Annotated in this window: 3 protein-coding genes; all 3 read left to right on the top strand. The window is 40.3% G+C overall.

Translation table 11 applies throughout. From position 1 onward, the window contains the following. Nucleotides 1-42: 42 nt before the first annotated feature. The 3 genes from yaaA (at nucleotide 43) to D8787_RS03540 (ending at nucleotide 16,398) form a co-directional block, all read left to right on the top strand. Nucleotides 43-771 (top strand): peroxide stress protein YaaA, encoded by a 729-nt coding sequence (yaaA, locus tag D8787_RS03550; RefSeq protein ID WP_125420810.1) that lies wholly within the window; start codon nucleotides 43-45, stop codon nucleotides 769-771. Between the two features lie 358 nt (nucleotides 772-1,129). Continuing rightward, complete coding sequence (locus D8787_RS03545) at nucleotides 1,130-7,954, top strand: SpGH101 family endo-alpha-N-acetylgalactosaminidase (RefSeq protein ID WP_125420808.1); 6,825 nt, start codon at nucleotides 1,130-1,132, stop codon at nucleotides 7,952-7,954. Between the two features lie 155 nt (nucleotides 7,955-8,109). Next, a complete protein-coding gene (locus D8787_RS03540) occupies nucleotides 8,110-16,398 on the top strand; it encodes an SIALI-17 repeat-containing surface protein (RefSeq protein WP_125420806.1) in 8,289 nt (2,762 codons plus the stop codon). Nucleotides 16,399-16,519: the final 121 nt, after the last annotated feature.

Genomic DNA, 16,519 nt, shown 5'->3' with positions numbered 1-16,519 from the left:
GAATTTCTTGGTAGTGGCTAAAAAATATGCTACACTATTAATATGAAAATTTTAATCCCAACAGCAAAAGAAATGAACACAGCCTTGCCGAGTATCGAGGCAAATCCTTTAAGACCAGAAAGTCAGGCCGTGCTGGATGCCTTGGCCCTCTATTCTGCTAGTCAATTGGAGAGTTTTTACAAGGTTTCATCTGAGAAGGCAGCGGAAGAATTTCAAAATATCCAAGCTTTAACAAGGCAAACTGCCCAATACTATCCAGCCTTGAAACTTTTTGATGGGCTTATGTACCGTCATATCAAGAGAGACAAATTGACCGAGGCCGAACAAGCCTATCTTGAAAATCATGTCTTTATTACCTCGGCTTTGTACGGAGTCGTTCCAGTCTTGTCACCTATGGCACCTCACCGTTTGGACTTTTTGATGAAGTTAAAAGTCTCTGGTAAGACTTTGAAGAGCCATTGGAAGGCAGCCTATGATGAAGCTGTGAAGCAGGAAGAAGTGATTTTCTCTCTATTGTCATCGGAGTTTGAGACTGTGTTTTCTAAGGAAATCAGAGAAAAGATGGTAACCTTCAAATTCATGGAGGACAAGGGTGGCCAGCTGAAAATTCACTCAACCATTTCCAAGAAAGCGCGTGGTGCCTTCTTGACAGCCCTGATAGAAAATCAAGTTCAGAAGGTGGAAGAAGCTCGTCGCTTAAGCTTTGCAGGATTTAACTACCGAGAAGACCTGTCCCAGCCACAGGAATTGGTTTTTGTTAAGGAGGTATGAAAAGAGAAAAATTCAAATTGAGGCTCAACTTCTTCGTTTTTGAAACGCATGAGGTTGGATAAAAAGTCTTTAAAATCAGAAAAATGCATATTATCAGATATTGAAAAAATTTGATGATATGTATTTTATTTTTCTAGAGTATTTTGGAGATGTTATACTTTAATTTTATTAGGATTGAAAGAAAAAATTAGTCATTTCCTATCTTTTCTATTGCTTTATCGGCTATCATTTGTTATATTAAAAGTGTAATTATTTTTTATTTAATGATGTAAGTGTTGCACTTTTTAGACAGAAAGGAGTATTTTTTTAAATAGCAGATGTAAACGCTTACGTATATAGTGAAAGGATCTAGGACTTAATGGATAAAGGATTGTTTGAAAAACGTTGTAAATATAGTATTCGAAAATTTTCATTAGGGGTTGCTTCTGTCATGATTGGTGCAGCTTTCTTTGGAACTAGTACTGTTCTAGCAGATTCTGCACAAACAGGTTCAACAGCAAATATCCCGGCTGATTTGGCTGCAGCTCTTGCAAATGCTAAAGAGGACGGAGGGCATGATTTTGAAGCACCAAAAGCTGGTGAAGACCAAGGTTCTCCTGAAGTAACTGAAGGACCAAAGACTGAAGAAGAATTACTGGCAAAAGAAAAAGAAACTGCAATAAGCTCATCAACTTCAGATACTCTTCCTGATGAACTACGTGGAAAACTTGATAAGGCTGAAGAAAATGGTCATGCTGCATCAAAAGAAGACTTAGAAAAAGAAGATAAAAGTTTAGTTCCAGAAGATGTCGCTAAAACAAAAAATGGAGAATTAAACTATGGTGCGACTGTTGAAATTAAAAGCGCTGCGGGGATTGGCAGTGGTATCGTTATTGGGGAAAATCTAGTTTTATCTGTTTCTCATAACTTTATCAAAGATGTTCCAGATGGTAATAATCGTAAGGTAGCTGATAATGTTGAGAGTGATGGAGATGTCTATACAGTTTCTTACAAAGGAGCACCAGATGTCAAATTTAGTAAGAATGATGTAAAACACTGGGACCGTGAAGGCTTCCTCAAAGGCTATAAAAATGACTTGGCAATTGTTAAGCTTCGTACACCTCTTGCAAATGCTCCCGTTGAAGTGACTGACAAGCCTGCTACAACTAAGGTAGGAGACAAGGTTCATGTATTTGGATATCCAAAAGGAGAGCTTGATCCAATTTTGAATACTACCGTTGAGGACATTAACAATCACGGAGAAGGTGTTCGTGGAATTAGCTATCAAGGAAGTGAACCAGGTGCTAGTGGTGGCGGAATCTTCGATGAAAATGGGAAATTGATTGGTATCCACCAAAACGGTGTCTCTGGTAAACGTAGTGGAGGTATTCTCTTCTCACCTGCTCAGCTAGAGTGGATCCAAAACTATATCAAGGGTATTGAAACAAGGAAACCAGCTGGTCTAGATGCTCTCGATAAACAAGTGGAAAACAAGGAAGAAAAACCAAAAGAGGAAAAACCAGCTGAGAACAAGCCAATTGATTCCAAACCAGCAGAAAATAAACCAGCTGAGAACAAGCCAACTGATTCCAAACCATCTGAGAATAAACCGACTGAATCAAAAGAAGTCACTCCAGAATGGAAAACAGTTGAAAAGAAAGAACAACAGGGAACAGTAACTGTCCGTGAAGAAAAAGGAGTTCGTTACAACCAACTAGCTTCAACTGCTCAAAATGACAATGGTAAAAAACCAGCCTTGTTTGAAAAAGATGGTTTGACAGTAGATGCTAATGGGAATGCTACCGTTGATTTGACCTTTAAAGAAGAATCCGAAACAGGTAAGTCTCGCTTTGGTGTCTTCATGAAATTTAAAGACACAGATAACAACGTTTTTGTAGGATATGACCACGGTGGATGGTTCTGGGAATATAAGTCAAATGGAAGTGGACTTTGGTACCAAGGTAATCGTGTTGCAGCTCCTGTTAATGGTTCAACTAACCACTTGACGATTAGTCTCAAATCAGATGGACAACTGAATGCAACTAACAATGATGTGAAACTATTTGACACAGTCACCTTGCCATCTGCAGTAAATGACAAACTAAAAGATGAAAAGAAAATTGTTCTTAAAGCTGGAACCTACAATAGTAGTGAAAGAACAATTGTCAATGTCAAAACTGACAACCAAGAGGGAGTTAAAACAGATCAAGAATCCACTAAAAAAGAAAAGGGCGATACAGTAGATGATAGCAATGTAAAATACGACACTATTCAATCTACAGTATTGAAAGCAGTTATCGACCAAGCCTTCCCACGTGTTAAAGAATATGTTCTAAATGGAAACAAGCTCCCAGGACAAGTGCAACCAATTAATAAAGTTGTGATCAACAAGCACGCTGTGACTCCTGAAGTTACCTATAAAAAGGTCAATGCAACGACTGCTGAATATGAGATGAAACTCCGTGATGAGCCTAATCTAATCAATGCAGATATGACTGTTCGTTTGCAAGTAGTGGATAACCAACTTCACTTTGATGTGACTAAGATTGTAAACCATAACCAAGTTACACCAGGACAAAAGATTGATGATGAAAGAAAGCTACTCTCATCTATTAATTTCTTAGGAAATTCACTTGTTTCGGTTTCAAGCGACCAAGCTGGAGCTAAGTTTGATGGGGCAACCATGTCAAATAACACGCATATCAGTGGAGATGATCATATTGCTGTAACCAATCCAATGAAAGATTTGGCTAAGGGTTACATGTATGGTTTTGTTTCTACAGATAAGCTTGCTGCAGGTGTCTGGAGCAATTCTCAAAACAGCTACGGTGGTGGTTCGAATGACTGGACTCGTTTGACAGCATTCAAACAAACTGTTGGAAATACAAACTATGTAGGAATCCAAAGTTCCGAATGGCAATGGGAAAAAGCTTATAAGGGCATTGTCTTCCCAGAATATACGAAGGAACTTCCAAGTGCCAAGGTTGTTATCACAGAAGATGCCAATGCTGATAATAAAGTAGACTGGCAGGATGGAGCCATTGCTTATCGTAGCATCATGAACAACCCTCAAGGTTGGGAAAAAGTTAAAGACATTACAGCTTACCGTATCGCTATGAACTTTGGTTCACAAGCGCAAAACCCATTCCTCATGACCTTGGATGGTATCAAGAAGATTAACCTTCATACAGATGGTCTTGGTCAAGGTGTACTTCTTAAGGGATACGGAAGTGAAGGACATGACTCTGGACACTTGAACTATGCAGACATCGGTAAACGTATTGGTGGTGTTGAAGACTTTAAGGCTTTGATTGAGAAAGCGAAGAAATATGGTGCCCACCTCGGTATCCACGTCAACGCTTCAGAAACCTATCCTGAGTCTAAATATTTTAATGAAGATATTCTTCGTAAGAATCCAGATGGTAGTTATAGCTATGGATGGAACTGGTTAGATCAAGGAGTTAATATTGATGCTGCTTATGACTTGGCGCATGGACGCTTAGCTCGCTGGGAAGAGTTGAAGAACAAACTTGGTGAAGGTCTCGACTTTATCTATGTGGACGTTTGGGGAAATGGTCAATCAGGAGATAATGGTGCCTGGGCTACCCACGTTCTCGCTAAAGAAATCAACAAACAAGGTTGGCGCTTTGCGATTGAGTGGGGTCATGGTGGTGAATACGACTCTACTTTCCAACACTGGGCGGCTGACTTGACCTACGGTGGCTATACTAATAAAGGTATCAACAGTGCTATCACGCGCTTTATCCGTAACCACCAAAAAGATTCTTGGGTTGGGGACTACAGAAGTTATGGTGGTGCAGCTGACTACCCACTTCTAGGCGGTTATAGCATGAAGGACTTCGAAGGATGGCAAGGACGTAGTGATTATAACGGTTATGTAACAAACTTGTTTGCTCATGACGTTATGACTAAGTACTTCCAACACTTCACAGTCAGCAAATGGGAAGATGGCAAACCAGTAACCATGACTGATAATGGTAGTACCTATAAATGGACTCCAGAAATGAAAGTCGAGTTGGTAGATGCTGACAACAATAAGGTAGTTGTGACTCGTAAGTCAAATGATATCAATAGCTCACAATATCGTGAACGTACAGTAACACTTAATGGACGTGTTATCCAAGATGGTTCAGCTTACTTGACTCCATGGAACTGGGATGCAAATGGTAAGAAACTTGCTAGTGACAAGGAAAAAATGTACTACTTCAATACTGAAGCAGGTGCAACAACTTGGACCCTTCCTAGCGACTGGGCAAATGGCAAGGTTTACCTTTATAAACTAACTGACCAAGGTAAGACTGAGGAAAAAGAAGTTGCCGTGAAAGATGGTAAGATTACTCTTGATCTAACTGCAAATCAGCCATATGTTCTCTATCGTTCAAAACAAACCAATCCTGAAATGTCATGGAGTGAGGGTATGCATATCTATGACCAAGGATTTAACAGTGGAACTTTGAAACACTGGACTATTTCTGGTGATGCTTCTAAGGCAGAAATTGTCAAATCACAAGGCGCAAATGAAATGCTTCGTATCCAAGGCAACAAGAGCACAGTCAGCCTTACTCAGAAACTGACTGGTTTGAAACCAAATACTAAGTATGCTGTTTATGTCGGTGTTGATAACCGTAGTAATGCTAAGGCAAGTATCACAGTGAATACTGGTGAAAAAGAAGTGACTAGCTATACCAATAAGTCACTAGCTCTTAACTATGTTAAGGCATATGCCCATAATACTCGTCGTGACAATGCTACAGTTGACGATACAAGTTACTTCCAAAACATGTATGCCTTCTTTACAACAGGTTCAGATGTATCAAATGTCACTCTTACTTTGAGTCGTGAAGCAGGAAATGAAGCAACTTACTTTGATGAAATTCGTATCTTTGAAAATGAATCAAAAATGTATGGTGATGGTCACGACACTGCAACAGGTGCCTTCAAACAAGATTTTGAAAATGTCGGACAAGGTATCTTCCCATTTGTTATTGGTGGAATCGAAGGTGTTGAAGACAATCGTACTCACTTGTCTGAAAAACATGGTCCATATACACAACGTGATTGGAATGGCAAGAAAGTTGATGACGTTATCGAAGGAAATTGGTCACTCAAGACAAACGGTCTAGTAAGTCGTCGTAACTTGGTTTACCAAACAATTCCACAAAATTTCCGCTTTGAAGCAGGTAAGACTTATCGTATTACATTTGACTATGAAGCTGGTTCTGACAACACTTATGCCTTTGTAGTCGGTAAGGGAGAATTCCAATCTGGACAAGCAAGTAATTTGGAAATGCATGAATTGGCAAATACTTGGACAGATTCTAAGAAAGCGAAACGTGCAACCTTCCTCGTGACAGGTGCAGAAACTGGCGATACATGGGTAGGTATCTACTCTACAGGCAATGCAAGCAACACACGTGGAGACTCTGGCGGTAATGCGAACTTCCGTGGCTACAATGACTTCATTATGGACAGACTTCAAATTGAAGAAATTGTTTTGACAGGTAAGATGATGGCAGAAAATGCTGTTAAGAACTACCTTCCGACTGTTTCGATGGAGAACTATACTAAAGAAACAATGGATGCTTTGAAAGAGGCTGTCTTTAACCTTAGTCAAGCAGACGATGATATTAGTGTAGAAGAAGCTAAAGCAGAAATCGCTAAGGTCAATGCTCTTAAAGATGCTTTAGTGATGAAGAAAACAGCTCTTGTGACAGATGACTTTGCAAGCCTAAGCGCTCCTGCTCAGGCTGGTGAAGGTCTTGCAAATGCCTTTGATGGAAACTTATCTAGTTTATGGCATACATCATGGGGCGGAGGAGATGTTGGTAAACCAGCTACAATGATCTTGAAAGAACCGACTGAAATTACTGGTCTCCATTATGTTCCACGTGGTTCTGGTTCAAATGGTAATTTGAGAGATGTGACTCTTGTAGTAACTGATGAAACAGGTAAGGAACATACCTTCAATGCAACAAATTGGGCTGACAATAACAAACCTAAAGATATCAACTTTGGCAAGACGATCAAAGCTAAGAAGATTGTTCTAACAGGAACACGCACTTACGGAGATGGTGGTAATCAATATCAATCAGCTGCAGAATTGGTCTTCACTCGTCCACAAGTGACTGAAGCAACTCTTGATACATCGGCATATGAAGCGGCCTTAGCTAAAGCTCAAAAATTGACCAGCAAAGAAAATCAAGAGGAAGTAGCAAGTGTTGTTTCCAGCATGAGATTTGCAACAGATAACCATCTCTTAACAAATAGAATGATTAAATACTTTGCAGATTATCTCGACCAATTGAAAGATGAAACACCTACTCCAACTCCAGAACCGAAACCTGAAACTCCAACATCAAGCAAGGGTGACCAAGTAGCACCAGCCATTGAAGTTTTGGAATTCACTGGAAGTGTAAATGCAGTAGAATCAGCTGTCTATGAAGTTCCAGAATATACAGATGCAATGGGAACAGCAGGTGACCAAGCAGCACCTACGGTAGACAAGCCAACTGAAGAGGTTCGTGTCTTATCAGATAAATCCACAGGAGTTGTAGTTGCAGGACTAGCAAGAGATTTTACACCAGACATGCATCTTCAAGTTCAAAAAGTAACAGACCAAAGCCTACAAGGTATGGAATTTGATGATTATGCTCTTCAGTTGGTAGATAAGGATAATCATAAGGTTCAGCCGAAAGCTGCAGTCCTTGTTAGAGTACCAGTTTCTGGTGAAGTGGCTGGGGTGTACTATACTGCATCAGGTGAGTCAGTAAACTTTACAAATGGTCAGGGAACAATTGAATTCACAACTAGTCAACTAGGACATTATGCAGTAGTTTATAAACCAGTTTCTAAACAACAGAGCCCATTAGCTGATGAGCCTAGAGAAAATGCACAGACTCCATCTACTGGGGAAGTAGGAGGTAAGACACAGACTCCATCCAATGAGGAAGTTGGAGGTAAGTCACAAATTCCATCAACAGATCAATTCAATCAGAAGCAGCAGAGTTCAGTAGCACAATCAGTTGATAGGTCTAAACCAAGAATGAAGATAGAAGAAGCAAAAGAAGAAATGAAGGCTAAACTTCCAGACACTGGAACTAGCAAGTCAGATCATCTTTTCTTCCTTGCCAGCCTCAGTCTAGCATTGTCTGCTCTATTTCTTGCAAAGAGAAAAGAAGATTAGAATATACAGGAGTTTTCATTAAAAGGGAGCTCAAACTCTCTGCTTGTTCTAGTGGAGAAAAAAGAATACCCAGAGAGGACCTCTAGGTTCTCTCTTTTTCTAAAGGGAAATGAGAACGTTTACGATTGTGAGCGTATGAAAGGAAATAAGAAAAAATGGGAAAACATTTTTTTGAGAAACGGTGTCATTATAGTATTCGTAAATTTACGATTGGTGCAGCTTCTGTTATGATTGGTGCTAGTATCTTTGGTGCTGGAATGGTTCAAGCAGCTGAAACAGAAGGACCTGGTGAGACAGAAGGAACAATAACACAGGCTCAGTCTCTGGATAAACTGCCAGCAGATATAGTAGCAGCTATTGCAAAAGCAGAAACTGCTACTACGACGGGGGATACTGAAATTCAACCAAGTGAGACAGAAAGTCAGCCTGAAAATACTGGAGAAACAGTTACAAAACCAACTGAAACTCCTGCTCCTAAGGAAGAAGTAACTCCGAAACCAGCAGTTACACCTAAAGAAGAGGTGGCTCCAGCTGTAAAACCGTCAGAAACTCCAGTGGCAAAAGATTTGGTTGCAACTCCTGATGTCAATCATTTAGAAAATGCGACTGTTACAGCTTCAAACCAAGAAGCTCAGACACAAAATACTGTAGACAAAGCAATCGATGGCAAACCAGAAACTCACTGGGCTACTGATCAAAATGTTGAAAAACCAACCATCGAATTTACACTTGAAAAGACAACAGTGATTAAGCATGTGGAGATTGATTGGGATCGCCGTGCTCGTGGTGAACGAAATGATCCAAACATCAAATCTTGGAATCTCTATTATGCAGGTCAAGAAAATGTGAATGGTTCGGGAGTTAAAGAATGGAAATTAGCCTATCAAAGAACAGGAACTCCACTTCTTGATGAAAAAGTTGACTTGAAAGAAGCTATTCAAGCCAAGTACCTCAAACTTGAAATTACAGATTACCAAGCTGGTACCATGAACTGGAAAAATGTTGGTATTCAAGAAATTCGTGCCTATTCAAACATTCCGGATACAAGCAAACCAATAGATATTCGTCAAGTGACAGAACTAGCAGTTGCTAAAGATGGAAAATCACTTGTATTGCCTAAATTGCCTGGTCAAGTTAGTTTGATTGGAAGTAACAAGCAAGGAGTTGTCGACCTTAATAATAAAATCTATACACCTTTGACAGAACAACATGTCAAAGTGATGGTTCAACAAGTCAATGGAAATCATACCTTCACAAAAGAATTTGAAGTTCTTATTAAAGGCTTGCATGCAGACGAAGGTGTTGGAACTAAGCCGGCAGTTGCTCCAGCAGTCCAACAATGGTATGGAACTGAAGGAAAAACTTCTATTACATCATCTACTGTTATTTCAGTTGGCGATTCTGGATTTGGTCAAGAAGCTAAATTCTATCAGACTGACCTTGAAAGCCGTGGCTTAGAAATTGCAACAGGTAATCAGACAGAACAAAACCGCATTGAGTTTAAAAAGGTTGAAGATAAGGGCTATGGTAAAGAAGGCTATGGTATCAGCATTAAAGATGGTGTCATTACCATCGAAGCTGCAACAAACACAGGTGCCTTTTACGCAACTCGTACCCTTCTACAAATGGGCGAAAATAATTTGCAAAATGGTGAAATCCGTGACTTCCCAAGCTTCAGCCACCGTGGTTTTATGCTAGATACAGGTCGTAAGTTTATCCCTTATGATACGATTGTAGACATCATGCTAAACATGGCCTACTACAAGATGAATGACTTGCAGTTGCACCTAAATGATAACTATATCTTCTTAAAAGAGCACTTGGCAGGTAAGAACTTAAGTCCAGAAGAAGAACTGAAGTATGTTCTAGAGCATGCCAAGACAGGCTTCCGTGTGGAGACAGATATTGTCGGTAAGAATGGTCAAAAATTAACATCAGATGAGCACTATACTAAAGAAGAGATGCAAAATCTGATTAAACTTGCTAAGGCCTTGCATATCAATCTAGTACCTGAAATTGACACACCAGGTCATGCTCTGTCATTTGTCAAAGTTCGTCCTGACCTCATGTATCAAGGTAGTCTGAGCGATTACAGAGGTAAACATAACGTAGAGCGCGTAGCCATGCTCGATCTAGATAATAAATACGATGAAACGCTGGCTTTTGTCAAATCAGTTTATGACAAACTCCTAGATGGACCAGATGCACCGCTTCATGGCGTATCTACCGTTCATATTGGTACGGACGAATATTATGGTAGTAGAGAAAGCTATCGTCGTTATGTCAATGACCTTATTAAATACATTAAAGGAAAAGGATATACACCTCGTATTTGGGGATCGCTCAGTGCGAAACGAGGTAAAACAGCGGTTGATTGGAAAGATGTAGAAGTTGATATCTGGAGTATTGGCTGGCAGCAACCAAAAGAAGCTATTGCTCAGGGAGCTAAGATTATTAATATTACAGATATCCCAACATATAGTGTCCCAAGTGGTAGCAATAGCCAAACTGCTTATGGTGATTATGCCAATTATGAAATTCAATACAATCGTTGGACACCAAATGACTTCTCAACAGGTGGTGGCCCACGTCTAGAAGCCTCTAATCCAAATATCCTTGGTGGTGGTCATGCGGTTTGGAATGATAACATTGACCTCCATGAAACTGGACTTACTTCTTACGATATCTTTAAACGCTTCTTCAAGAGTATGCAGTCCACTGCAGAACGCACTTGGGGTTCAGATCGTGCAGCTAAGACCTATGCAGACCGTATTCAACCAGCAAGTGTCTATGCACCACAATCTAATCCAGAGAAGACCGTAACTGAAGAAGATTTGTTTAAGATCAATCCTGATACTGTCAAAGATTACCTTGCTAAGAAAGTGAAGACAAGTGAAAAAGGATTGAATTTCGATAAAGACAGTACGATCGAAGGTCTAGTTGGTGACGCAGGACCAAGTCATGTCTTGAAATTGGATGTTACTGTAACTGGTGATGGCCAACAAACCTTCTCAACAAGTGGCAATAATCAACTTTATCTTGCAGATAAAGATGGCTACCTTGCCTATACTTTTGAACAATTCCATATTCAATTCAACAAGAAACTTGAAAAGAACAAACGTTATCAAATTTCTGTTGTAACGAAGCCACAATCGACAGAAGTTTATGTAGATGGTGAAAAGGTTGAACGTATTGCAAATCCAGCTAATCCTCGTCTTGCTCATAATAGCTTGGTTCTACCACTTGAAACGATCGGTGGTTTCAAAGGAATCTTGCATAGTGCTGAGTTGTCAAATGAACCATTTGTCAATCCACGTTTGATTCCAAATGATCATTTTACAGTTTCTGCAACTAGTCAGGAAACACCAGGAACAGCGACTGAAGGAGTTGTTGCAAAAGCCTTTGACAATGATCCAAATACCTTCTGGCATACTAAATGGACTGGTGATACTGCTCCGTACACTCTTTCCATGATCTTGAAAGAAGCAGAAAAAGTCAATGGTTTGACTTATCTTCCACGTCCAGGTGGTGGTAATGGTGTCGTGACCTCTTATGAAATTTATGCTCAAAAAGATGGTCAGAGGGTTAAAGTTGCTTCAGGAACTTGGGAAAATAATGCCAAAGAGAAAACAGTGAACTTTGATGCAATTGAAACGGATAAGGTAGAATTAAAAGTTCTAGCAGGTGTTGCAGGATTTGGTAGTGCTGCAGAAATTCAACTTCTGAAACCAGTTTCTACTACCAATGCAGAAGAGCCAGCTACTCCAAAAACACCTAAAGTTGAAGAAATGGGTGATGGTACAACTGAACTTGCTGATAACTTTGTAGCTAGCAAGCCAACAAGTGATGAAACAGTTGCTGCAGCAGCGAAAAGTCAAGATTACCTTAAGAAAGAGTACAAGGTCTTCCCAACGCCACAAAAAGTAACTTACGATGAAGGTGTTACAAAACTCTATAAACAAGTCAATCTTGTCATGGGAGATAATTTGGATATCTATACTCGTAACCGCTTGAAGAGTGTTTTACAAGATCATCAAATCTCATACACAAGCAGTCAATCAGCAGTGGCAGGTGCTACCAACATCTACCTTGGTGTTCATGGTCAACATTCACAGGCTGAAAAAGAAGTGTCTGGAATTTCTCAAGGACTCTTTGATAAGATTGATGCCTATGCCTTGTCAATCAAGAACAATACAATCTCTATCGTCGGTAAAGATACAGATGCTGTCTTCTACGGTTTGACAACTCTCAAACACATGCTTAATGAAAGTCAAGCTCCAGTCTTGCGTAACGTAACAGTTGAAGACTATGCTGAAATTAAGAACCGTGGCTTTATCGAAGGTTACTATGGAAATCCTTGGAGTAATGCTGACCGTGCAGAATTGATGCGTTATGGTGGTGACTTGAAGTTGACCCAATACTTCTTTGCACCAAAAGACGATCCATATCATAACAAGAAATGGCGTGAACTTTATCCAGAAGAAAAACTAGCTGAAATTCGTGAATTGGCGCGTGTCGGAAACCAAAACAAGACTCGTTATGTGTGGACCATCCATCCATTCATGAATAACCGTATCCGTTTTGGCAACGATGCTGACTACCAAAAAGACCTTGAAACTATTAAAGCTAAATTCACTCAATTGATGGATGTCGGTGTTCGTGAGTTCGGTATTTTGGCCGATGATGCCCCAAGTCCAGTTGGTGGCTACAATAGCTACAACCGCTTGATGAAGGACATGACAGACTGGTTGACTGAAAAACAAGCAACTTATGGTGGCCTTCGTAAGGAAATGATCTTTGTCCCAGGTCAATATTGGGGTAATGGCCGTGAAGATGAGTTGAAAGCACTCAATGAAAATCTTCCAACTTCAACCTCTATGACCCTTACTGGTGGTAAGATCTGGGGTGAAGTATCCGAAAGCTTCCTCTCTAACCTTAAGAACAACCTGACTGCAGGTGGTAAGACCTATCGTCCAGTTTCTCTATGGGTCAATTGGCCTGTTACAGATAACTCTAAACAACACTTAATCTTAGGTGGTGGTGAGAAATTCCTTCATCCAAATGTTGATCCTAGTCTTCTTTCAGGTATCATGTTGAATCCAATGCAACAATCGGAGCCATCGAAGATTGCCCTCTTCTCTGCAGCTCAATATGCATGGAAACAATGGAAGTCAGAAGAAGAAGCCAAGAAAGTCAACGATATCGCCTTTAACTTTGTTGAAAATGGTAAGTTTACAGATAGTGAAGCATCTATTGCCTTCCGTGAGCTTGGTAAACATATGATCAACCAAAACATGGATGGTCGTGTTGTGAAATTGGAAGAGTCTGTTGAACTTGCTCCGAAATTGGCGACCTTTATGTCTAAGTTGAAAGCAGGTCAAGATGTCAGCGCAGAGCGTGAGGGATTGCGTGCGGAATTTGCGAAACTAAAAGCTGCAGCTCAACTTTATAAAGCATCTGGTGATGAAAAGATGCGTGCTCAAATCCATTATTGGTTGGACAATACCATTGACCAAATGGATGCCTTGAGTGCTCTCCTTGATGGTACAGAAGCTATTGCTACAAATGACTCTGCAAAACTTTGGGATAGCTACTATAAAGGATTGAAACTATATGAACAGTCTCAAACTCATACTTTCCATTATGTAGACCATGACGAAAAAGCTGAGTTAGGTGTTCAACATATCCGTCCATTCTTGCTTGGACTGCGTGAAATCTTGGCAACAGAAGTTCAAAAAGCCTTGCATCCTGACCAAGTGATTAGTACCTTTATCACGAACCGTACAGGTGTAGAAGGCGGACTTGCAGAGGTGACTGATGGAGATTTGGGAACTCATGCATTAATCAAATCGCCAAACAGTATTAAGACTGGTGATTACATTGGCTTGAAATTTAACAAAGCTGTTCCACTCCAAAACTTGACCTTTGCAATGGGAACTCAAGCAAATCCTCGTGATACCTTTAACAATGCTAAGGTTGAGTATCTTAATGAAAATGATGAGTGGGTAACACTTTCAGAACCAAGCTACACTGGAAATGAATCTCTTATTAAATATGAAAAACTCAATATTCGTGCCAAGGCTGTTCGAATGATTGCGACTTCAGATCGTGATAATACTTGGTTTGCTGTAAGAGAAATTGCTGTTAACCGCCCTGTGGAAGTTACTCGTGCTAAACAGGCAGCTACTGTGACGATTAGTCCAAATCTTATGTACAAGTACAATACGACAGTTGGTCAGATTACAGACGGTCGTGACAATACTGAAGCCATGCTTGCGAATGCTGATCGAACTGATACAACTCCAGTAAATAGTTGGGTACAACTAGACTTAGGCGAAGTCAAACCTGTGACTAAGGTTCGTCTCCATCAAGGTTCAGGAGATAAATTAGCAGAAGGTGTTCTTGAATATTCTGCAGATGGTAACTCATGGCAAGAATTGGATCGCTTGACTGGTGAACAAACCAAAGAAATCGAAACTCCAATTTCAGCTCGCTATGTCCGTATTCGCAACACTAAGAATACCAACCTATGGTGGCGTATCGCTGACTTCTCAGTTGAAACACGTACAGGCAATAGCAAATTGACTGATACAAACGTTGAAAACTTGAAGTCAACTCCAGTTTATGACAGCCTAGGTCGTTATAATATGCAGATTCCGAGCGGAACAAAACTTCCAGCTAAGAGTTATTTGGGTATGAAACTTGATCGTCTTCACCAAGCTGAACTCATTCAAGCGGTTGGTACAGAAAATCCATCCCTTAATTTGGAATATTCTCCAAATGCCCAAGAATGGTATCCGGCTGATCAAGTGACAGATAAGTCCTTAGTACGTTATGTTCGTTTGGTCAACAAGACTGACCAAGAACAAGCAGTGACAGCAACCTCTCTACTTGTTCATACAAAAGAAGTTCAACCAACTACACTTGATTCGACATCAATGGGCATCCATCCAACATACGGTAGAAATGATGTCCGTAAGATTAAGAACTTGGATCAATTGTTCGATGGAGTTTATAATAACTTTGTAGAATTCTCAGACTATGCTCGTAAAGACGGTCATATCACCTTGAAACTTGGTAGCGAACGTGACATTAAGAAAATTAGAGCTTATATTCAAGATGGAACTCAAAATTATCTGCGTGATGGTAAGATTCAAGTCAGTCAAGATGGCAAGACTTGGACAGATCTTGTGACAGTTGGTGACGGTGTTACTAATGAGACACGTGATGATTCCTTGACAGATGGTTGGACACATGATTCTAAGATGCCAGGAAACCGCTACATCGAGGGTGAACTTGCAAGTCCAGTTAAAGCCAATTATCTCCGTGTTCTATTTACAGCTAACTATGATGCTCGTTTTGTAGGCTTCACTGAGTTGGTTATCAATGATGGCGAATTCGTGAAACCAATTAATGACCCAACTGTTCAAGGAAACAGTGGTGAAAGCCAAGGTAATCTCTACACCAACCTTGTAGATGGTAAGGTATTGACTAGCTATAAGGCTGAGAAAGAACAAGGTGAGCTGGTCTACCACTTGTCAGAACCGACAGATGTGAACCATATCCGACTTGTTTCAAGTCTTCCGCAAGGAGTGAAGGCTCGAGTATTGGCTCGAACTCTTAAATCAGATAGAAGAGATTCTTGGTCAGAAATAGGTGAGATTATCTCAAGCTTCCAAACATTTGCTGTCCGAGATAAATCTCCATTATTGGATGTGAAACTTGTTTGGGAAGGAGGTAAACCAGAGTTCTACGAAATGACGACATTCCACCAAGAACTTCCAGAAGAACCAGCCAAACCAGCTCCAAATACAAGTAAGGGCGATGAACCAGCTTCAATAGTAAAAGTCCCAGAATATACTGGTGGCGTAAATGGTGTTGAAGCAGCTGTTCATGAAGTTCCAGAATACACTCAAGCTATTGGCACAGCAGGTGATGGCGTAACTCCAGTAGTAGAAGCACTAGAATTTAAAGGTGGTGTTAATGCAGTTGAGGCAGCTACCCATGAAGTTCCCGAGTATACTGAAGCTATTGAAAAAGCAGACAAGCTTCCAGCACCAGTAGTAGAAGTCCCAGACTTCAAGGGTGGCGTAAATGGTACTGAAGCAGCTGTCCATGAAGTATCAGAATATGAAGGAACAGCAAGTCATCAAGCCACTCCAAAAGAGGAAAACTTGAAAGATTCTGTTGATAAAGTCGATGGAGATAAGATGAGCAGTGGCAATAGTGATGTTGAAACTACTGTTGAAAAGTCCGATGAATTTGCAAGTGCATCAGTGAAAACAGATCAAGCACAAAAACAAGAACAACCACAAACATCGCTTGCTAAAGTTAAAGATCAACTTCCAGCAACAGGTGGAAAAGAATCAGCTACTTTAGCCTTATTAGGTGGTCTTGGACTAGTTCTCTCTGCCGTGTTTGTCAAAAAAGGGAAAAAGGATTAATACTCTTCGAAAATCTTTTCAAACCGCGTCAATGTCGCCTTGCCGTAGATATGTATTTCTGACTTTGTCAGTCTTATCTACAACCTCAAAACAGTGTTTTGAGCAACCTGCGGCTAGTTTC

This window comes from Streptococcus mitis (assembly GCF_003944325.1).
Classification (GTDB): Bacteria; Bacillota; Bacilli; order Lactobacillales; family Streptococcaceae; genus Streptococcus; species Streptococcus mitis_CW.
Note: the sequence above shows the minus strand (reverse complement) of the source record. Positions and strands in the feature narration are given on the sequence as shown.

Bases quoted from the DNA above. Each gene is read 5' to 3' on its own strand.
- yaaA (WP_125420810.1), top strand. From the start codon at position 43: ATGAAAATTTTAATCCCAACAGCAAAAGAAATGAACACAGCCTTGCCG.
- D8787_RS03545 (WP_125420808.1), top strand. From the start codon at position 1,130: ATGGATAAAGGATTGTTTGAAAAACGTTGTAAATATAGTATTCGAAAA.
- D8787_RS03540 (WP_125420806.1), top strand. From the start codon at position 8,110: ATGGGAAAACATTTTTTTGAGAAACGGTGTCATTATAGTATTCGTAAA.